We start from the raw sequence: 20075 nt of genomic DNA, 5'->3' as shown, positions 1-20075 counted from the left end.
ACCAGCGGCACGCTCCCCACTCGCGCGTGCCGAACCCCGAAAGGCCGACTTCAATGGCGAACGACCAGCCCGCCGCCCCTGCGTCGACACCCGACCACGACGCTCCCGCCACCGCGAAGCGGAAGCACCGGAAGGGGCTCGGCAGGCGCATCCTGAAGGCCACCGGCCTCGTGCTCGCGCTTCCCGCGCTGCTGCTCGTCGCCGGCCTCGGCTACATCGCCTTCGAGCTCCTCACGAACCGCCCCGACGACTCCCCCGAGCACGAGGCACTGAAGGAGGAGTACCTCACCAACCGCCTCAGCACGACGGCGGCGACCTCCGGCGAGTCGCCCAACGTGATCCTCGTGCACTACGACGACCTCGGCTACGGCGACCTCGGATTCATGGGCGACACCCCTATCGAGACGCCGAACCTCGACGCCCTCGCCGAGGCCGGCGTCGTCATGACGAACTACCACTCGCCCTCCGCCGTCTGCACCCCCTCGCGCGCCGCGCTCCTCACCGGCCGCCTCGCGCCCCGCGCCGCCGTGCCCGACGTGCTGTTCCCCAGCGAGGGCGTCAGCAACCTGATCAACGTCGTGTCGGGCACCTTCGGCCTGACCCAGGCCGAGATCACGATCCCCGACGTGCTCCGGGCCTCGGGCTACGAGACCGGCATGATCGGCAAGTGGCACATCGGCGACACCGAGGGCTCGCTCCCGAACGACTTCGGGTTCGACTCGTTCCTCGGTTCGCGGTACTCGAACGACATGGTGCCGTTCCAGATCTACGAGAACGACGAGGTCGTGCTCGAGACCGTCGACCAGACCGAGCTCGACGCGCTCTACACCGACCGCGCGGTGGAGTTCGTCGCCGACGCCGCCGAGACCGAGGACCCGTTCTTCCTCTACTTCGCGCACAACTTCCCGCACGAGCCGCTTTTCGCGGCCGAAGAGAACGAGGGCCGCTCGGACGCCGGCCTCTACGGCGACGTCGTCGAGGGGCTCGACGACGGCATCGGCCGCATCGTCGACGAGCTCGAGTCCACGGGCCAGCTCGAGAACACGATCATCATGGTCACGAGCGACAACGGGCCCTGGTTCCAGGGCGACGCCGGCGACCACCGCGGCCGCAAGGGCATGATCTCCGAGGGCGGCACGCGCGTGCCCTTCCTCGTGCACTGGCCCGACGGCCTCGAGGGCGGGCGGACCGTCGACACCATGGCGATGGGCACCGACGTGCTGCCGACGCTGCTCGACTGGCTCGACCTCCCCGCGCCGACCGACCGCGCGCTCGACGGCACGAGCATGGCCTCGGTCCTCGGGGGAACCGGCGACACCGTCAGCGAGTACTACTACTCCTACGCGAGCAAGAGCCTGCTCGCCGTGAGCGACGGCCGCTTCAAGTACTACGCGGAGCAGCCGTACCTCTACACGATCAGCGGCACGTCGTTCGCCAGCCCGTTCACGCAGGGGCCGTGGCTGTTCGACCTCGAGGCCGACCCGAGCGAGTCGTACGACGTGCTCGCGAAGTACCCCGACGTGGCGGCGGAGCTCGCGGCCGAGCTCGAGCGCCGCAACGCCGAGACCGAGGAGAACCCGCGCGGCTGGCTCGAGACGACCAACGCCGCCGGCTGACCTCAGCGCTCGCGGCCGACCCAGCCGACGACCACGTCGCCGATCATCGCGCGGTAGTGGTCGCGGCGGTCGGCCGCGAGCAGGTCGCGGTCGAACAGGTAGCCGAACGTGTACTGGTTGGCGACCTGGAAGAAGCAGTACGAGCTGATCACGAGGTGCACGTCGAGCGCATCGACGTCGTCGCGCAGGCTGCCGTCGGCGCGGCCGCGCTCGAGCACGCCGTCGAGCACGCCGAGCGCGGGCTGGTTGAGCTCGCGCAGCGAGTCGAGGCGGCGGATGAAGTTGCCGCGGTGGATGTTCTCGATCGACACCAGGCGGATGAAGTCGGTGTGCGCGAGGTGGTGGTCGTACGTGAGCTCGGCGAGCCGGCGAAGCCCTCGACGGGCTCGAGGTCGCCGACGTGCAGGGCCTGCTCGGCCTCGCGGATGCTGCGGTAGGCGCGCTCGAGCACGGCCATGTACAGCTGTTCCTTGCCGCCGAAGTAGTAGTAGATCATCCGCTTCGTCGTGCGGGTGCGCTCGGCGATCTCGTCGACGCGGGTGCCCGAGTAGCCCGACTCGGCGAAGGCCTCGGTGGCGACCGTGAGGAGGTCCTCGCGGGTGCGCTCGGGATCGCGCTGGCGGACCACCGGTTGTTCGCTCACGATTCCACCCTAGTTCTCGGCGACCCCGCCGCCCGGGAGCGGCACGGGCACTGTGCAGGCCGCCGGCATCTCACGCCCCCGCGAGCACGCGCCGCGGGTTCTCGACGAGCAGCTGCTCGATCGTCGCCTCGTCGACGCCCGCGTCGCGCAGCCGGGGCAGGATGCCCGTGAAGAGGTGCTCCATGTGCCAGTCGGGCGCGTGCGCGGCGCGCCACGACGGCGGCGTCACGCGGCTGAAGAACGCGGCGTCGTGCGAGAGCACGATGCGCTCGGCGTACCCGAGCTCGAGCAGCGCGAGCAGCATGCGCACGCGGTCGTCATCGGATGCCACGTGCGCCATGCCGAACCGGTCGAACCCGAGGTACGAGCCCGCGTCGGCGAGCTCGCGCAGGTGGTCGAGGTCGGTCGAGTCGCCGCTGTGCCCGATCACGACCCGGTCGAGGGGTACGCCCAGCTCGCGGAGCATCCGCTGCTGTTCGCGTCCCCCGCCCGACCGCGCGTGCGAGTGCGTCGTGATCGGCACGCCCGTGCGCAGGTGCGCCGCGGCCGCGGCCTCCCACACGCGCCGCACGTCCGGCGTGAACCCCTCGACGTCGGTGACGACCTTGAGCATGCCGGCGCGGACGCCCGTGCCCGCGATGCCCCGTTCGATGTCACCGACGAACAGCTGCTCGAGCGGGTCGGGACCGTCGACCAGGCGCCCCGGACCGTGCAGGCGGATCGCATGCGGCAGCACGTCGGCGGTGTAGTACCCCGTGGCGACCACGATCTCGACGGGCACCCGCTCGGCCACGCGCCGCACGCGTGCGACGTCGCGGCCGAGCCCCGGCACCGTGAGGTCGACGACGGTCCGCACGCCGAGCGCGTGCAGGCGCTCGAGTCCGGTCACGGCCCGCTCCACCGCATCCTGCTCGTCCCACTCGGGGTGGGGCAGGTTCAGGTCGAGCTCCTGGTGCCCCACGAACAGGTGCTCGTGGATCAGGGTCGTGCCGAGGCGTTCCGCCTGCACCTCGCCGGTGCAGGTCGGAACCGTGCGGACCATCTCGTCGTCAGTCGCGTCCGATCACTCGGCGGTCGCGCGGATCGCCTCGAAGACCGCGAGCGACTCGCCCTCGAAGTTCTCGAGGAAGAACTCGACCGCGGGGCCCTGGAAGGCCTCGACGTCGACGTCCTCGATGACCTCCCAGTCATCGCCGTTGCGCCACTCGTCGAGCACGACCTCCTCGTCCTCGGCGACGCAGGCCGTCACCTCGGTGACCGCGGTCTCGACCGCGGCGGTCAGCGCGTCCTGCTGCTCGGTGCTCAGCTCGTCGTAGATCGGGCTCATCACGACGAGGTTCGTGTTGAGCTGGTGCTCCGACAGGCTGACGTAGTCCTGCACCTCCTGGAAGTTCTGGGCGACGATGTTGGTGATCGGGTTCTCCTGCCCGTCGACCGTGCCCTGCTGGAGCGCCAGGTAGAGCTCCTCGTACGCGACCTCGGTCGCGTCCGCCCCGAGCGCCTGCGCGTTGAGCAGGTACTGCGGCGAGCCCGGGAAGCGCATGCGCACGCCCTCGAGGTCCTCGGGGGTGCGGATCGGCGTGTTCGCGGTGAAGAGCCGCGCGCCGGCCGACCAGGCGCCGAGCGTCTGCACGCCCGAGGCCTCCTTGAAGCCCTCGACGAGCACGGCCGAGTCGTCGCTCGCCATGAACGCCGCGAGGTGGTCGGGCCCGTCGAACACGTAGGCCGCGTCCATCACGCTGATCGGCTCGTACACCGCGCCGAGCGCCGAGGCGCCCTGGATGTCCATGTCGATGTCGCCGGATGCCACGGAGGCGATGCGGTCGGCGTCGCCGCCGAGCTGGCTGGCCGGGAAGATCTCGATCGTGAGGCCCACGTCGGCCGCGGCGACCTCGTCGGCGATGACCTGCGCGCCGCAGCGGTGCTGCGGCTGGTCCTCGGTGTAGCTGTGCGCGAGCGTGAGCTCGATCGTCTCCTGCTCGCCCGACTCGTCGCCGGTGTCGGTTCCGCCGTCGGAACCGCTCGAGCAGGCGGCCAGCAGGAACAGTGCCGGCGCCGCCGCCAGAGCGATCCACGTCGTTCGCTTGGTGCGTCGTGCATTCACGGTGTGCTTTCCTCTCATCGGTGCCATGGGGGTGGGGTCCCGGTCGCCTCGACGGCGACCAGGGCTGTGAGGTCCGCGAGCATGGCCTCGCGGTCCGCAGGTTCTCCGGTGAAGATCTCGAAGGCGTCGGCCGCCTGGTGCATCGCCATGCCGAGACCCGACATGACGCGGCATCCGCGGTCGCGTGCCGCGACGAGCAGCTCGGTCTCGACGGGCCGGTAGACCACGTCGGCGACGAAGGCGCGGCTCGGCACGAGCCCCACGTCGAACGCCGCGCCGGGGTGCGCGGCCATGCCGAACGGGGTCGCGTTGACCACGCCGTCAGCGCCGGGGAGCACGTCGGCCAGCTCGTCGGGTCCGATGGCGCGCACGCGCCCGGTCGAGACCTCGGCGACGGATGCCGCGAGGGCGGCCGCCCGCCCCGCGGCCGCGTCGGCGATGACCAGTTCGCCCACGTCGCGCGCGGCCAGCGCGCTCGCCACCGCGGCACCGGCCCCGCCGGCGCCCACGAGCACGACGAGGTCGCGGTCGGCGTCGCCGAGCGTCTCGTCGAAGGCGGCGCCGAACCCCGTGACATCCGTGTTGTGCCCGATCATGCGGTCGCCGTCGAAGACGACCGTGTTCACGGCGCCGACCGTGCGCGCCGCGGGGGCCAGCTCGTCGAGCAGCGGCAGCACCGTCTGCTTCACGGGGTGGGTGACGTTCAGGCCGTCGAAGCCGAGCCGCCGGGCGTCGGCCAGGAGCCGCCCGACGTACTCCTCGGTGCTCTCGCCGGGCGCGAGGTCGATCGTGCGGTAGACGTAGTGCATGCCGTGGCGCGCACCCTCGAGCTCGTGCATCGGCGGGGTGAGCGACGGGGTGACCCCCTCGCCGATCAGCCCGATCAGCACGGCCCGCCGCAGCGGCACCTCGGGCAGCGCATCGATCGTCACAGGCCCAGCACCCCCGGCAGCCACATCACCCAGTCGGGCACGAGGATCAGCAGCAGCATGATCACGAGCGACGGGACGAGGAACGGCAGCGAGCCGCGGAACACCTCGCCGACGCGCGTCTTCGAGACCGATGCGGTCACGAACAGCACGGTGCCGACGGGCGGCGTGAGCAGGCCCACCATGAGCGAGACGATCATGAGCACGCCGGCCGCGATCGGGTCGATGCCGTAGTCGCGTACGAGCGGCAGCAGGATCGGCACGACGAGCACGAGGATCGCGGTCGCGTCGATCACCGTGCCGAGGATCAGCATCAGGATCGCGATGAGCAGCAGGAACACCGTCGGGTTGTCGGTGATGCCGAGGAAGAACTCGGCGAGCAGCTGCGGCAGGCGCTCGATCGCGAGGATGTACCCGAGCAGCGACGCGGAGGCGACGATCAGCATGATGCCCGCGGTGGTGAGCACCGCCTCCTTCACGGCCTCGAAGAAGCCGCGCCAGCTGAGCGAGCGCTGCACGATGCCGACGATGATGATGTAGACGACGCCGACCGCTGCCGCCTCCGTGGGGGTGAAGATGCCGCCGAGGATGCCGCCCAGGATGATGATCGGCGAGATGAGCGGCAGCACGACGCCCTTGAGCGACGCGACGAGCTCGGCGCGGTCGAACTCGCCGCGGGTGACCTTCGGGTTGCGCCGCACGAGCACCCAGACGACGACGCAGAGGCCCGCCGCCATGAGCAGGGCGGGTATGACGGACGCCGCGAAGAGCGCGCCCGTCGACACCGCGGCGAGTCCCGCGAAGATGACCGCCGGGATGCTCGGGGGCATGATCGGCGCGATGAGCGACGACGAGCCGGAGAGGCCGGTCGCGAACCGGCGGCTGTAGCCGGCGCGGAGCATCGCCGGGATCTGCACCTTGCCGAGCGCGGCGGCGTCGGCGACGGCCGAGCCGCTCATCCAGGAGAACCCGACGCTCACGCCGACCGCGACGTAGCCGAGGTTGCCGCGCAGGCGCGCGAGCAGCGCGAGTGCGAACCGGAACAGCCGGTCGGCGATGCCCGCGTGGTTGGCGAGCGCGCCGAGGAAGACGAACAGGGGCACGGCGAGCAGGGGGAAGCTGGCTGCGGCGTTGGTGACCTGGCGGAGGGCGAACCCTGTGGACTGCCCCTCGATGGCCAGGTAGACGAGGGCGGGCCCGAGGAAGGCGAATGCGACGGGCACGCGCAGCACGAGCAGCAGCGCGATGGCGAGGCCGAGGAGCGCGAGCGTCATGCGGTCGCCTCCTGCTCGCCGTTGCCGGCCGACCGGTCGGGCTCGGCGCCGTCGGCGGACGCGTCGGTGCTGATGACGGGGCCGTTCACGGCCACGTCGATCGCGGCGATGGTCGCGCGGATGGCGGTGCTCGCGGCGCCGATGAGCACGGGCACGTAGACCCACGACATGGGCATGCGCAGCACGGGCGACTTGATGATCCCCTGCGTCTCGATGAGCGCCCACGCCTCGAGCGTGAGGCCCACGCCGGTCGCGGCGACGACGAGCATCGCGAACACCTGCACGATGCGTACGAGCATCTTGTTGCGGGCAACGTCGACGACCTCGAGGGCGATGTGGCCACGGCTCGTGACGAGGAGGCCGGCCGCCGAGAACGTGAGCCAGACGAGCGAGAACCGGGCGAGCTCGCCCGTCCACGGGAACCCCTCGATCGGCAGGTACCGTTGCAGCGCCTGGAGGAAGACGAAGGCGAGGATCGCCAGCAGCGCGATCGACCCGATCGCGAGTTCTGCGATGAAGACGATCCTCGAGATGCGCCGCAGCACGGGCACCCTGCCCTGCGGTCGTTCAGGTTCGGTCACGAAACACCCTTGTCCGTTCCGGCGGTCGAGGCGGCAGCGCCTCGGGCCGCAGTTATACGTACCAGTTATTACATTACGCACCGCGCGAAGTCGATCTCCAGCCCGGAAGGTCTCGATCCGGTCTCGGAACTCGACCTGCCCACGGTATGTACGAACTGGTACATTACATGCATGCGCACTTCGATCGCCACCGTCTGCCTCTCTGGCGGGTTGGTCGAGAAGCTCCATGCCTGCAGCGACGCCGGCTTCGACGGAGTGGAGATCATGGACGCCGACCTCATCGGCGCCATGGAGTCCCCCGAGGAGATCCGGGCCCTCTGCGCGAGGCTCGGGCTCTCGATCGACCTGTTCCAGCCGTTCCGCGACCTCGAGGGCGTCGCCGACGAGGTCTTCGCCGACAACCTCCGCCGCGCCGAGGCGAAGTTCGACGTCATGCAGCGGCTCGGCGCGGACACCATCCTCGTCTGCAGCAACGCGGGCACCGCCACGATCGACGACGACGAGGTCGCCGCCGCACAGCTCGCGGCCCTGGCCGACGCGGCCGCGCAGCGGGGCATCCGCATCGCCTACGAAGCGCTCGCCTGGGGCCGATTCGTCGACGACTACCGGCACGCCTGGCGCATCGTGCAGCGCGCCGATCGGCCGAATCTCGGGGTGTGCCTCGACAGCTTCCACATCCTCTCCCGCGGGCACGACCCCGCGGGCATCGAGGAGATCGACGGCGAGAAGATCTTCTTCCTCCAGCTCGCCGACGCGCCCGCGCTCGACATGGACGTGCTCTCGTGGAGCCGCCACCACCGCCTCTTCCCCGGCGAGGGCGACTTCGCGCTGACCGACTTCCTCGCGCACGTGCTGCGCGCCGGGTACACCGGCCCGCTCTCGCTCGAGGTGTTCAACGACACGTTCCGCCAGACCGACGTCGTGCGCACCGCCGGCCACGCCCGCCGGTCGCTCACCTGGCTCGCCGACCGCACCGCGGCGGCGAACGGCTGGACCGACGACCTGCTCGGCGAGCCGCAGGTCGCGCGCGGCATCGACTTCGTCGAGATCGCCGGCGCCGACCTCACCGCCGTCGACGAGACCCTCGAGCTGCTCGGCTTCGCGTTCGGCGGCCGGCACCGCAGCAAGCGCGTGCGCCTCTGGACCGCCGGCGAGGCGCGCATCATCCTCGACGAGCAGGTGCGCGACGAGACGCCGCGGCTCACGGGCATCGGGCTGATGGTCGACGACGCGGATGCCGCGGTGGACCGGGCCGTGGCCCTCGGCGCGCCCGCGGCGTTCCGGCGCACCTACGCGGGCGAGCAGGAGCTGCGCGGCGTCGCCTCACCCGACGGCACGGTCGTGTACTGGAGCGACCGCCCCGCCGACACCTCGTGGATCACCGAGTTCGAGGGCGGCTCCCCCGGCTCCGACGCGTGCGCGTCGGGTGTGGTCGACCACGCCAACGTCGGCTACCGCTGGCAGGACTTCGACGAGGCCGTGCTCTTCGCGTCGAGCGTGCTCTCGCTCACGACGCAGTCGTCGGCCGACGTGCCCGGCCCGCAGGGGCTGGTGCTCAGCCAGGTGATGCGCACCGCCGACGGCGTTGTGCGCCTGCCGATGAACCTCGCACCGCCGACCGCGCCCGTGCCCGACCGGCACGTCGCCGTGCGCTGCGACGACGTGGTCGCCGCCGCCCGGGCCGCGCGCGCCGCCGGGCTCGACTTCCTCCGCATCCCGACGAACTACTACGACGACCTCGCCGCGCAGTTCGACCTCGACCCGGCCCTGCTCGCCGAGCTGCGCGAGCTCGACCTGCTCTACGACCGCGACGGCTCGGGCGGCGAGTTCATCCACTTCTACACGCCGACCATCGGCGGCGTGTTCTTCGAACTCGTCGAGCGCCGCGGCGGCTACGACGGCTACGGCGCCGCGAGCGCCCCCGTGCGCCTCGCGATGCAGCGCCGCGCCTCCGCCTGACGTCGAAGACCGTCACTTTTCAGGAGCCCCAGCCGGCCCGACGGCGGATCCCGGCGTGACGGGCCCGGATCCGGCCGATTCCGGCCGAGATCCGGGCCCCCACGCAGCATCCGTGCGCGGGGTCGCAACCAGTTCCTGAAAAGCGACCCCCGAACGTCAGGGGTGCACGATCGCGACCCCCTGCGGCGCGAGCACCAGGCCGGAGGCGTCCGCACCGGTGAGCACGTCGGTGCCGGTCAGCAGCACGCGGGCATCGGATGCCCCGTGGTTGATCACGAACGTGAGCTCCCCGCGCCGCACGACCTCGACCTCGTCGCCGGTCGCGGCGGGCTCGGGCGCCGTGACGCCCGCGTCCGCGGCGAGCGCCGCGGCGAGCGCGCGCAGCGGCTCCGGGTCGGGCAGCGTGGCGACGTACCAGGCCGACCCGTCGCCCGCAGCACGGCGAGTGACGGCCGGCGAACCCGCGAGCGCGCCGTCGGTGAACGTGGCGCGCACGTCGGCGTCGGTCACGCGCACGACCTCGGCCCAGGTCGAGCCCGTGGCATCCGCCCCGAGCACCTCACCCGACAGCCCGACGGGCGGCACCTCGCCCCCGCCGGTCGCCGCGAGATCGGGCCCGGCCGGCGGCGCGAACTCCTCCACCCAGACGCCCAGCGCCTCGCGCAGCGGCTCGCCGAGGTAGCCGCCCAGCCGGATGCGCAGGTCCTCGTCGGTGATGCCGGTGCCGAACCCGACGACGAGCGTGCCGCCGCCGTCGGCGTAGGCGGCCAGCCCGGAGACCTGCGCGTCGGTCGCCACGAAGTGCGCGGGCGCGACGACCAGGCCGTAGGCCGACAGGTCGCCGTCGGCGCGCACGAAGTCGACCGTGTGCCCGAGCGACGTGAACGCACGGTGCCAGGCGAACAGCACCTGCAGGTACGGCACGGTCGTGGGCGACGCCGGCTGCTCGATCGCCCACCAGCTGTCCCAGTCGAGGGCGATCGCCACCGCCGCAGGCACCCGACCGCCCTCGACTCCCCCATCGGGGCCCGACAGGTCGCGCAGCTCTCCCCGAGCTGCGCGATCTCGCGCCACACACGGGTGTCGGTGCCGCCGTGCGGCACCATGCCCGAGTGGAACTTCTCCGCGCCCGCGGCCGACTGCCGCCACTGGAAGAAGAGGATGCCGTCGGCACCGCGCCCCACGCACTGGTACGACCAGGCGCGCATCTGCCCGGGCGCCTTGGGCGCGTTGCGGGCCCGCCAGTTCACCGCGCTCGGCGCCTGCTCCATGAGCAGCCACGGCTTGCCGCCGCCGAGCGAGCGCATGAGGTCGCGCACCATCGCCGCGTACGCCGGCGAGCGGGGGTCGGCCGGGTCGGGGTACGTGTCGTCGGAGACGACGTCGACGAGCGGCGCCCACTTCCAGTAGTCGACAGGCTTGAAGAACCCCATGAAGTTCGTCGTGATCGGCACGTCGGAGGCGGCGCGGATCACCTCGACCTCCGCCGAGTAGCAGGCCATGAGCTCGTCGCTCGAGAACCGGTCGAAGTCGAGCAGCTGCGTCGGGTTGCGGAAGCTCGGCGCGGCCGACGGCGGCGACACCTCGTCGAACGCGTCGTAGCGCTGCGACCAGAACGCGGTGCCCCACGCCCGGTTCAGCTCCTCGACCGTGCCGTACTTCGCCTCGAGCCACGCCCGGAACGCGTCGGCCGACACCTCGCAGTAGCAGTGGCTCACGTGGCATCCGTACTCGTTGTTGACGTGCCAGAGCTCGAGTGCCGGATGCCCCGCATAGCGCGCGACCAACTGCTCGACCAGGCGCTTCGCGTACGACCGGTACACCGGCGAGCTCGGGCAGTACTGCTGCCGGCTGCCGACCGCGAGGCGCACGCCCTGCTCGGTGACGGGCAGGGTCTCCGGATGCCGCTTCGCCAGCCAGGGCGGCGGCGAGGCGGTCGCCGTGGCGAGGTCGACCCGCACGCCCCCGGCGTGCAGCGTGTCGAGCACGTCGTCGAGCCAGCCGAAGTCGTACTCGCCCGGCCGCGGCTCGAGCCGGGCCCACGAGAACACGCCCACGGTCGCGAGGCTGATGCCGCCCTGCTGCATGAGCGAGACGTCCTCGTCCCACACCTCGCGCGGCCACTGCTCGGGGTTGTAGTCCCCGCCGTACCAGATGGTCACGATGCACTCATCCCTTCACTCCGCCGGTGGCGAGGCCCGACTGCCAGTACCGCTGCAGGAACAGGAATGCGATCACGAGCGGCAGGATCGATACGAACGATCCGGTGATCACCGTCGAGAACAGCGCCTGCGACCCGCCGCCGGCGCTCGCCGCCGACTGGAGCTGGGCCAGCCCGACCGTGATCGGGTACAGGTCCGAACTGTTCAGCATGATCAGCGGCAGGAAGTAGTTGTTCCAGGTCGCCACGAGCGAGAACAGGAACACCGTCACGAGGCCCGGCCCGAGCAGCCGGAGGCCGACCTGCCAGAAGATGCGGAACTCCCCCGCACCGTCGACGCGCGCCGCCTCGATCATGCTGTCGGGTACCGCGTCGGCCGCGTACACCCGCATGAGGTACACGCCGAACGGACTGACCAGCGACGGAATGATGATCGCCCACGGGGTGTCGGTCAGGCCCGCCCGCGAGAACAGCAGGTAGGTCGGCAGCGCGAGCGCCGTGAGCGGGATCATGATGGCGCCGAGGATGATGCTGAACAGCGCTGCGGAGCCCGGGAAGCGGTACTTCGCGAACGCGTAGCCGGCTGCGGCCGCGAGCAGGGTCGCACCGACCGCCGAGACGCCCGCGTAGAGCACGGTGTTCAGCAGCCAGCGCGTGAAGATGCCGCCGCGGATCGTGAACAGCGTCTGCAGGTTCTCCCAGAGCGACAGCTCGCCGCCGAACCAGAGCCCGAAGGTGGAGAACAGCGCCGAGTTGTCCTTGGTCGAGGAGACGAGCAGCCACCAGAGCGGCAGGATGAAGTAGAGCACGCACAGCCAGAGCAGCACGGTGAGCATCCAGTTGCGGCGTCGCTCCGGGGCGAAGCGGCGGGCGGTCGCGGCGCCGCGGCCGAACGGGCTGCGTCGGCCGCCCTTCGCGCCGACGGTGACCGCGGCCCGGGTCTCGAGATCGGTCATGCTCCGCTCCTCTCCTTGCGCGCCCGTCGTTGCTCGTTGAGCTGCACGACGTACGACACGATCGCGATCACGAGGCCCAGGAGGAACGCGATCGCCGCCGCGTAGTTCAGCTCCTGGTTGATGAACGCGAGGTTGTACGCGTAGTAGTTGGGCGTGAACGAATTGGTGATCGCGTCGGGCGCGATCGTGTTCAGCAGGCTCGGCTCGTTGAAGAGCTGGAACGTGCCGATGATCGAGAAGATCACCGTCAGCAGGATCGCCGAGCGGATCGCCGGGATCTTCACGCTCCACGCGGTGCGGAACTGACCGGCGCCGTCGATCTCGGCGGCCTCGTACAGCTCCGACGGAATCGCCCGGAGCGCGGCGTACAGGATGATCATGTTGTAGCCGACGAACTCCCACGTGACGATGTTCATCATCGAGCCGAGGATGTTCTCGGGCGAGAGGAAGTCGGGGGTGCCGAACCCGATGCTGCGTGCGATCTGCGCGATCGGACCGAAGTCGGGGCCGTACAGGTAACCCCACATGAGGGTGGCGACCACCGCCGGCACGGCGTACGGCATGAAGATGAGCAGGCGCGCGCCCTTCGACCCGCGTGCCCGACCGCTGTCGAGCGCGAGCGCGAAGAACAGTGCGAGCCCGAGCATGATCGGCACCTGCACGACGAAGAACAGGGCCATGCGGCCGATGCTGGCGAGGAAGTCCGGGTCCTGCAGGGCGCGGACGTAGTTGGCGAACCCGGCGAACGTCTCGCCGCCGATGAGGCGGGACTCGAAGAGGCTGAGGTACCCGGCGTAGCCGAGCGGCACGATCAGCATCGCGACGAAGATGACGAAGAACGGGGTGATGAACAGGTATGCGGCGCGGTTCAGCTTGCGCTGGTTCGCGCTCACGCGACGTTTCTGCGGTGCGGCGGCAGTGGGGCGCTCATCGTCGAGCGCCGGTGCGTGGGACACGACGGCTCCTTACTCTCTGCGGTTCCGGGCGGGGCGGGCGCCGGCCGGGTGTCGGCCGGCGCCCGGAGCGGGCGTGCGGCCGGAGGCATCCGACCGCACGCCCTCGCCTCACTCGACGGTGAAGCCCTGCGCCTCGGCGTACTCGGTGAGCTCGGTCTGCCACTCGTCGAGTGCGGCCGAGATGTCGCCCTTCGCGGCGATCACGGTTCCGACCGTCTCCTCGTAGGTGGAGTAGACGAAGTCCATGAACGGCAGCCACTCGAAGTCGGTGTCGACCGTCTCCGAGATCTCGGCGAACAGCGCGTTGACCTCCTGGCCGCCGTAGAACTCGAGCTGCTGGCCCGCGAACTCCGGGTCCTCGAGCACCGACAGCTGCGGCGGGAACAGGAACTGCTCCGTCGCGAGGCGGAAGGCCGACTCCTCGTCGTGGTTGATGAACTTCGCGAGCTCGTAGGCCGCGATCGGGTTCTCGCTGGTCGCGAGCACGGCGTCGGACGAACCGCCCCAGTTGCCCGAGACCGCCTCACCCGCCGACCACTGCGGCAGCGGCGCGGCGCGCCACAGGCCCGAGGTCGACTCGGCCGTGCCCTGGAGGAAGATCGGCCCCCAGGCGGCGGTGAGCCAGCCCGCGTACTTGCCGTTCGCGAGGCCCTGGTACCACTCGTCGTTGAAGTCGACGTCGGTCGAGATCAGGTCGGCCTGGATCAGGTCGGTCCAGTAGTCGGCGACCTCCTTGGCCTCCGCACTGTTGACGTTGATCCCCACGGTCTCGGCACCGTCGTAGCTGAAGGGCTTCACGCCCGCCTGCCAGAAGAAGCCGATCATCTGCCCGGCCTGGGTCGCGCCGAGGTTCGAGATGTACGAGCCCGTCTCGTCCTTCACCGCCTGCGCGGCGTCGGCGTACTCGTCCCACGTCGCGGGCGCCTCGTCGATGCCGGCCTCGGCGAGGATGTCCTCGCGGTAGAGGTTGCCCATCGGGCCGACGTCCTGCGGCACGGCCCAGGTCTGGTCGGCCGGCGACACCTGGTTCCACGCCCACTCGACGTAGTCACCCGAGATGTCGGAGGCACCGTACGGCTCGAGGTCGAGCAGCGACTCGGTCAGCACGAACGACGGGATGTACTGGTACTCGATCTGCGCGACATCCGGTGCGCCCTGCCCCGCCTCGAGTGCGCTGCGGAGCTTCTGGTAGTGCTCGAGGCCCTGGCCGACGTTCTCGACCGTGACGCTGATCGCGGGGTAGGCCTCCTCGAAGAGGTCGACCTCGTTCTGGATGTCGGGCACCCACGTCCAGAACGTGAGCTCGGTGGGGGTGTTGAGCGCTTCCTCGCGCTGCTCATCGGTGATGGCGTCGCCCGATGCGCCGGAGCCGCCCCCGTCACTCGACGAGCACGCCGTGAGGAGCAGTGCTGCGGCAGCGGCGACGGAGCCCAGCTTCAGTGCTGTTCTTGGTGCGTTCCTCATGTCCTCTTCCTTGTTCTGTGGTGTCCCAGGGGTTCCTGGTCTTCCGGTACCGGCGGATGCCGGTGGGTCACCCGTCGAGCAGGGTCAGCGTCGACCATGCGGGGAGGGCGAGTTCGGTGCCCGCGGCGTGGGCGGTGCCGGTGACGGCGTCGACCGCGTCGCGGGAGAGCGTGATGGAGGTCTCGTCCCAGCTCCAGTTGAACGAGAACCAGGCGCGGCGACCGTCGGGCAGCGTGCCCGACGAGACCGTGACCGGCAGCGCGCGGCCTGCGGCCAGCTCGTCGGCGATCGGCGCGGGCACGAGGCTGCGCACGAGGTCGGCGGCCAGGGCGGGCGACGGCACCGTGCCGACGACCGTGATGCGGCCGTCGCCGTGCGGGTGGGTCGTGACGGCGGGGAAGTCGCCGAAGCGCGGGTGCGCGTACTGCGCGACCACCTCGGCCCCGTCGGCGATGAGTCCGTCGGCCCACAGCCGCCCCGCGGCATCCGCTGCGGTCTCGAAGTCGTCGGCACCGTGCACGGGCACGTCGGCCTGCAGGTTCGAGAACTCCTCGTAGTGCACGCCGGCGGCCTCGGCGAGGCGGGCGGGCGCGACCTCGACGCGGGCGCGGGCCTCCTCGTCGCCGTAGCCGGTGCGGATGCCGACGACGAGGTGGCCGCCGGCGGCGGCGTACTCGCGCAGCAGGTCGAGGTCGGCATCGGATGCCACGTAGAACGCCGGCGCGATGAGCACCGGGTACCTCGCGGCGAGGTCGGCGGCGCCGAGCGCGTGCGCCTGGGCGGCGTGCAGGACGCGCGCCTGCGCGCCCGCGTCGACGACGCCGCGGTGGAAAGCGTCGAAGATGCGCGTGTACGACTGGCGGTCGGGCGCGCCGTCGGCGGTGGCGAGCGGGGGAAGAACTCGAACGCGAAGCGGCTGTCGTTCGACCACAGGATCGCCACGTCGCCGTCGGGCTCGTACCCGTCGAGCGCATCGCCGATCGCGCCGAGGTCGGCGCCGACGGCCGCAAGCTCGTGATAGACCCGGCCCGGCTGGAGGCTGTGCGGGAGGATGCCGCCCCAATACGTCTCGGTGCCGTACGGCAGCGTGTGCCAGTGCCAGTACTCGATCATCGCCGCGCCGCGGGAGATGAACGCGAACGCGGCCTGGCGGAGCTGCCCGGGGTACGGCGGGAGGTTGAACTCGGAGCCGCCGATCGCCTGCGCGTCGGTCTCGGTGACGAGGAAGCGCGACTGCTTCGACGAGAACAGGCGGTCGGCCTGGCGGAACATCGCGGCGACGCCCGAGGTGGTCCACGGCGTGACCGGGTCGAGCTGCTTCGTCGCGTCGAGGTGGTCCTGCATGGCGTAGTACGGATTGCCGGCGGTGATGTCGAGCGCCTCGACGAGCTCTTCGTCGTCGAGCGCCGGCCGCGGGTAGGCGATGCAGGTGGTGACGAACTGCTCGGGGCTCGCGTACTCGCGCACGATGTCGGCCTGCCAGGCGATGAACTCGGTCGTGAGGTCGGCCTGGTACCGGCGCCAGGCGAGGTCGTACTGCGGCAGCGAGTTGCCGTCGGGGGTCCACAGGTCCGACCAGTCGGAGAGCCGGTGCGACCAGTAGGTGAGCCCCCACTCGCGGTTGAGCGTCTCGACGTCGCCGTACTGCGCCTTCAGGCGGCGCACGAACCGCTGGAAGCTGCCGCGGTTGTGGAAGAGCACCATGCCGGGCTCGTTGTCTACCTGGTAGCCGATCACGGCGGGGTGGTCGGCGTAGCGGGCGATGACCTGGCGGATCACCCGCTCGGCGTGGAACCGGAACGCGGGGTGGGAGTAGTCGACCTCCTGGCGCGCGCCCCACGGCATGGGCTCGCCGGTGCGGGTGTCGGCCGCGATCTCGGGGTAGGCGGTCTGCAGCCACGGCGGCACCGCGTAGGTGGGCGTGCCGAGGATCACCTTGATGCCGCGCTCGTGCGCCCCGTCGAGCACCGGCTGCAGCCAGTCGAGGTCGAACTCGCCGTCGCGCGGCTCCCAGGTCGACCAGACCGACTCACCCACGCGGATGACGGTGAAGCCCGCCTCCACCATCAGGTCGAGGTCCTGCGCGGTGCGCTCCTCGACGTGGTACTCGGCGTAGTAGGCGGCTCCGAAGAGGATGCCGGTGGGCTGGTGCGGTTGGTGCGAGGTCATGCGCTGCAGAACTCCGTTGTCGTGCGGTGGGGTGTCGACTGTGACGATCTGCTGGGGAAGCTACACCGGTTTGTTACCGCTAACAAGTCCCTCGTTATCAAGTTGTTACCGCTAACACCGCCGGCGGGTGGGGCACTTTTCAGGAGTTGCCGGGGCGGAGAGCGCGACCGCGCGCAACGTCTCGCCGCATCCGGCACTTCTCAGGACGCAGGTCGCCGCGCCGGGCACTCGCCGCGCAACGTTCGTCGCCGGTCGCTCGGCGGCTCCTGAAAAGCACCGTCTGCTCAGGCGCGCGGGGCCGGACGAGAGCGAGCGGATGCCCCTGGGCCCGCGCCCGCCGGCCGGCGCGCCCGGTCCAGCGCCGCGCGGCCGCCTCAGGCGCGCAGGGCGGCCGCCGTCGAGCGACGCACCACGAGGTCGGGAACGTTCGGCGGCGCCGTGTACGCGCCCGGCCCGTCGATCAGCTGCAGCAGCCGGCCGAACGCGATGCGCCCCTGCAGGTCGAAGTCCTGGCGGACGGTCGTGAGCGGCGGGCGGAAGAACCGCGCCTCGGGGATGTCGTCGAACCCCACCACGCTCACGTCGTCGGGCACGCGCTTGCCCGCCTCCTCGAGTGCGAGCATCGCGCCGAGCGCCATCTGGTCGTTCGCCACGACGAGCGCGGTGGCGTCGGTGTGCACCGCGACCCGCTGCGCCGCGTCGTACCCCGACGCGGGCGACCAGTCGCCCTCCGTCTGCCCCAGCGAGGTGATGCCGTGGTGCTCGAGCGCGAAGTGGTAGGCCGCCGTGCGGTTGCGCGCCGACGACCAGCCCGTCGGGCCGGCGATGTAGAAGAACCGCCGATGACCGAGCTCGACCAGGTGGTCGACGCTCACCTTCATGCCGTGGCCGTGCACGGTGAGCGGATCGTCCGAGGCGAGGTCGTCGTCGTCCTCGTCCTCGGGCACGATGTACGCCGGCATGCGGAAGTCGGTCGCGGCGAACGCCGCGGCCATGTCGTCGGTCGACGACAGGGCGACGACGCCCGCGAGGTCCTGCCGGTTGATCAGTTCGAGCGCCTCGTCGATCGCGGTGCGGTCGCGGAAGTCGAGCGCGATGAAGTCGAGCACGTATCCGGCCTCGTGCGCGCCGCTGCTCGCCCCCTGCGCGGTCTTGCTCGGCCCGACCTGCACGATGTCGTGCACGAGCGCCGCGACCCGGTTCGACCTGCGCGTCGCGAGCGACCGTGCGGCGAGGTTCACGCGGTAGTCGAGCGCCTTGAGCGCGTGCTCCACGCGCTCGCGCGTCGCCGGCCGGATGCCCTCGTACCCCTTGAGGTACCGGCTCACCGTCTGGTGCGAGACCCCCGCCACCCGGGCGACGTCGTAGATGGTCGCGGGCTTCGTCGGCGCGGCGACGGCGTCGGGCGCGGCACGCTCCGTGTCCATCGGGTCACCTCCCCGCGAGGCATCCGCCCGCGTTCACCCCCTGACTGTAGACCTACGGGCGCCGGTCGCCGACGCATTCCCCACCCGGCATGCGCGCCCCCACTTCTCCTCGAGTCGTCATGAACTGCCGCTTCGGGCACCTGCGATGCGGCATTCCATGACGACTCGGCGAACGGGGCGAGCGGATGCCGCGGGCGGGCGCCCCGCGTCAGCGACGACGCAGCTCGACCACCGGGATCACGCGGTCCGTACGCGCCTGGTACGTCGCGAACCCGTCGCTCCTCGCGGTGAACCGCGACCACGCGGCATCCCGCTCGGCGCCTTCGAGCTCGACCGCGGTCACCGGCACCTCGCCCTCGCCGGGCGCCTCGACCACCGTGTCGGGGTTCGCCGCCAGGTTGTGGAACCAGGCCGGATGCGTCGGGGCTCCGCCCTTCGACGCGGCGATCAGCCACCCGGCGTCGTCGCGGATCGCGAAGAGCGGCGAGACGCGCTCGACCCCCGACTTCGCGCCGACGTGGTGCACGAGCACGAGGTTGCGGCCGAAGCCCGCGGTGCTCACGAACCCGCCGTTGTCGCGGAACTCGTCGATGATGCCCTGGTTCCAGTCGCTCACGGATGCCTCCTGTCGCACGTTCACCCTGTCCAGCGCGACCCGGCCCGCTCGTATTCCGCCCGCACCGCTCGCCCTGTGCAGAACGTAGGACTCGATGCACGACACGCCGTGCCCGGCCCTCCGGCGACGCCGAATCTCCTACGGTCCGCTCGCACCCTGTCGCGCCACCCGGGCCGAACGTAGGACTCGATGCGCTACACGCCGAGCTCCCGCCCGGCGCGGGCGCGAATCTCCTACGTTTCGCACACGGCGGTGGAGGGTCGCACGCGCGGGCTGCGCCCCATGGCCGGCCGGGCGAGCGGAAGCGGCGGGCCGGCGGGCCGGCGGGCGAGCGGCGAGCGGAAGCGGCGGGCCGGCTGGCCGGCTGACGGGCGAGCGGGCGGGCGGGACAGCGAAGCGGCGGGACGCGCGCCGGCAGGCCCCCGGTGTCGGATGCCGGTGCGACACTGGCCGCATGGCGATCGAGGTGCGCCCGGCGTCGGAGTTCGCCGACGTCGCGACGATGGTCGGGCCGAAGCGGCCCGACGCGAACGTGTGCTGGTGCCTCAGCTACCGCATCCCGAGCCGTGAGCACCGCGAACTGGGCGGGCGCGGGCGCGGCGAGCGGGTGCGCGAGCTGTGCGCCGAAGATCCGCCGCCGGGCGTGCTCGCGTACGACGGCGACGAGGTGGTCGGCTGGGCGGCGGTGCATCCGCGGGCCGACACGCAGTTCGCGCGCAACCGCAAGATCCCGCACGTCGACGACCTCGACGTCTGGTCGGTGTGGTGCATCCGCATCCGCCCCGGGCATCGCGGGCAGGGCGTCTCGCACCCGCTCCTGGCCGGCGCCGTCGAGTTCGCGCGGTCGTACGGCGCGCCCGCGATCGAGGGGTACCCGCTCGACAACGCGGGCGCCAAGATCGAGCAGACCATGGCGTACGTCGGCACGCGCGCGCTGTTCGAGCGCGCCGGGTTCACGAAGGCGGCCGACACGACGTCGGTGCTGAACGGGTTCCCTCGGGTGCTCATGCGGCTCGACCTGCGCTGAGCGGACGATGAGAGGCCGACGGCCGGCGAGCCGACCAGCGGGGGACGCCGCGTGGCGGGCGACGCGCGGCGGGCGACGCGCGGCGGGCGACCGGGAACCGGACCGCCCACGCCCCACCTCCGAGGGCCAGTTCCCCGGTCGATCGCGCCGACGGGGCTAGAGTATGGGCACCGCTTTCCGCCGCGCCGCGAGG

At 71.4% G+C, this 20075-nt stretch carries 16 protein-coding genes and 3 pseudogenes; 3 read left to right on the top strand and 16 right to left on the bottom strand.

Annotation, left to right across the window (positions count from 1 at the left end; all coding sequences use genetic code 11):
- Positions 1-53: 53 nt before the first annotated feature.
- On the top strand, positions 54-1616 hold the full coding sequence (locus QUE38_RS11415) for a sulfatase-like hydrolase/transferase (RefSeq protein WP_286308372.1): 1563 nt from the start codon (positions 54-56) through the stop codon (positions 1614-1616).
- 2 nt (positions 1617-1618) lie between these two features.
- Here the strand turns inward: QUE38_RS11415 and QUE38_RS11410 are convergent, their stop codons facing one another.
- The 7 genes and pseudogenes from QUE38_RS11410 to QUE38_RS11380 all read right to left on the bottom strand — a co-directional run bounded on the left by QUE38_RS11410 (position 1619) and on the right by QUE38_RS11380 (position 7147).
- The gene (locus QUE38_RS11410) at positions 1619-1936 is read right to left on the bottom strand and encodes a hypothetical protein (RefSeq protein ID WP_286311796.1); all 318 of its coding nucleotides are present in this window, start codon (positions 1934-1936) and stop codon (positions 1619-1621) included.
- A 191-nt stretch (positions 1937-2127) separates the two neighbouring features.
- Positions 2128-2244, bottom strand: a pseudogene (locus tag QUE38_RS11405) (TetR/AcrR family transcriptional regulator); the annotation flags it as partial.
- Between the two features lie 85 nt (positions 2245-2329).
- Entirely contained in the window at positions 2330-3301 is a 972-nt protein-coding gene (locus QUE38_RS11400; protein WP_286308371.1) for a phosphotriesterase family protein, read from the bottom strand.
- A 21-nt stretch (positions 3302-3322) separates the two neighbouring features.
- A complete protein-coding gene (locus tag QUE38_RS11395) occupies positions 3323-4363 on the bottom strand; it encodes a DctP family TRAP transporter solute-binding subunit (protein WP_286308370.1) in 1041 nt (346 codons plus the stop codon).
- Positions 4364-4377: 14 nt separating this feature from the next.
- A complete protein-coding gene (locus QUE38_RS11390; protein WP_286308369.1) occupies positions 4378-5295 on the bottom strand; it encodes a shikimate dehydrogenase in 918 nt (305 codons plus the stop codon).
- On the bottom strand, positions 5292-6566 hold the full coding sequence (locus tag QUE38_RS11385; protein ID WP_286308368.1) for a TRAP transporter large permease: 1275 nt from the start codon (positions 6564-6566) through the stop codon (positions 5292-5294). The genes QUE38_RS11390 and QUE38_RS11385 overlap by 4 nt, the downstream gene beginning before the upstream one ends.
- Entirely contained in the window at positions 6563-7147 is a 585-nt protein-coding gene (locus QUE38_RS11380) for a TRAP transporter small permease (protein WP_286308367.1), read from the bottom strand. The genes QUE38_RS11385 and QUE38_RS11380 overlap by 4 nt, the downstream gene beginning before the upstream one ends.
- Positions 7148-7318: 171 nt before the next feature.
- On the opposite strand from QUE38_RS11380, the gene QUE38_RS11375 reads away from it, so the two are divergent.
- Positions 7319-9106 carry a sugar phosphate isomerase/epimerase and 4-hydroxyphenylpyruvate domain-containing protein gene (locus QUE38_RS11375; protein ID WP_286308366.1) on the top strand — a complete coding sequence of 596 codons (1788 nt, stop codon included), beginning with the start codon at positions 7319-7321 and terminating at the stop codon, positions 9104-9106.
- A gap of 156 nt (positions 9107-9262) precedes the next feature.
- On the opposite strand, the gene QUE38_RS11370 is transcribed toward QUE38_RS11375, so the two are convergent.
- The 9 genes and pseudogenes from QUE38_RS11370 to QUE38_RS11330 all read right to left on the bottom strand — a co-directional run bounded on the left by QUE38_RS11370 (position 9263) and on the right by QUE38_RS11330 (position 18855).
- Positions 9263-10093 carry a beta-galactosidase trimerization domain-containing protein gene (locus QUE38_RS11370; protein WP_286308365.1) on the bottom strand — a complete coding sequence of 277 codons (831 nt, stop codon included), beginning with the start codon at positions 10091-10093 and terminating at the stop codon, positions 9263-9265.
- Between the two features lie 113 nt (positions 10094-10206).
- Positions 10207-11193, bottom strand: a pseudogene (locus QUE38_RS11365) (beta-galactosidase); the annotation flags it as partial.
- 82 nt (positions 11194-11275) lie between these two features.
- The gene (locus QUE38_RS11360) at positions 11276-12223 is read right to left on the bottom strand and encodes a carbohydrate ABC transporter permease (protein ID WP_286308364.1); all 948 of its coding nucleotides are present in this window, start codon (positions 12221-12223) and stop codon (positions 11276-11278) included.
- Entirely contained in the window at positions 12220-13179 is a 960-nt protein-coding gene (locus tag QUE38_RS11355) for a carbohydrate ABC transporter permease (RefSeq protein WP_286308363.1), read from the bottom strand. Before QUE38_RS11355 ends, QUE38_RS11360 begins: the two co-directional genes overlap by 4 nt.
- 108 nt (positions 13180-13287) lie before the next feature.
- The gene (locus QUE38_RS11350) at positions 13288-14643 is read right to left on the bottom strand and encodes an extracellular solute-binding protein (RefSeq protein WP_286308362.1); all 1356 of its coding nucleotides are present in this window, start codon (positions 14641-14643) and stop codon (positions 13288-13290) included.
- A 67-nt stretch (positions 14644-14710) separates the two neighbouring features.
- On the bottom strand, positions 14711-15574 hold the full coding sequence (locus tag QUE38_RS11345; RefSeq protein ID WP_286308361.1) for a beta-galactosidase trimerization domain-containing protein: 864 nt from the start codon (positions 15572-15574) through the stop codon (positions 14711-14713).
- A 113-nt stretch (positions 15575-15687) separates the two neighbouring features.
- Positions 15688-16710 (bottom strand): annotated as a pseudogene (locus tag QUE38_RS11340) (beta-galactosidase); the annotation flags it as partial.
- A 476-nt stretch (positions 16711-17186) separates the two neighbouring features.
- Entirely contained in the window at positions 17187-18239 is a 1053-nt protein-coding gene (locus tag QUE38_RS11335; RefSeq protein ID WP_286308360.1) for a LacI family DNA-binding transcriptional regulator, read from the bottom strand.
- Positions 18240-18447: 208 nt separating this feature from the next.
- Complete coding sequence (locus QUE38_RS11330) at positions 18448-18855, bottom strand: nitroreductase/quinone reductase family protein (protein WP_286308359.1); 408 nt, start codon at positions 18853-18855, stop codon at positions 18448-18450.
- A gap of 454 nt (positions 18856-19309) precedes the next feature.
- Here QUE38_RS11330 and QUE38_RS11325 point away from each other — a divergent pair, with 454 nt between their 5' ends.
- Complete coding sequence (locus tag QUE38_RS11325; RefSeq protein WP_286308357.1) at positions 19310-19882, top strand: GNAT family N-acetyltransferase; 573 nt, start codon at positions 19310-19312, stop codon at positions 19880-19882.
- Positions 19883-20075 lie beyond the last annotated feature (193 nt).

This window comes from Agromyces mangrovi (assembly GCF_030296695.1).
In the GTDB taxonomy this organism is placed as follows: Bacteria; Actinomycetota; Actinomycetes; order Actinomycetales; family Microbacteriaceae; genus Agromyces; species Agromyces mangrovi.
Note: the sequence above shows the minus strand (reverse complement) of the source record. Positions and strands in the feature narration are given on the sequence as shown.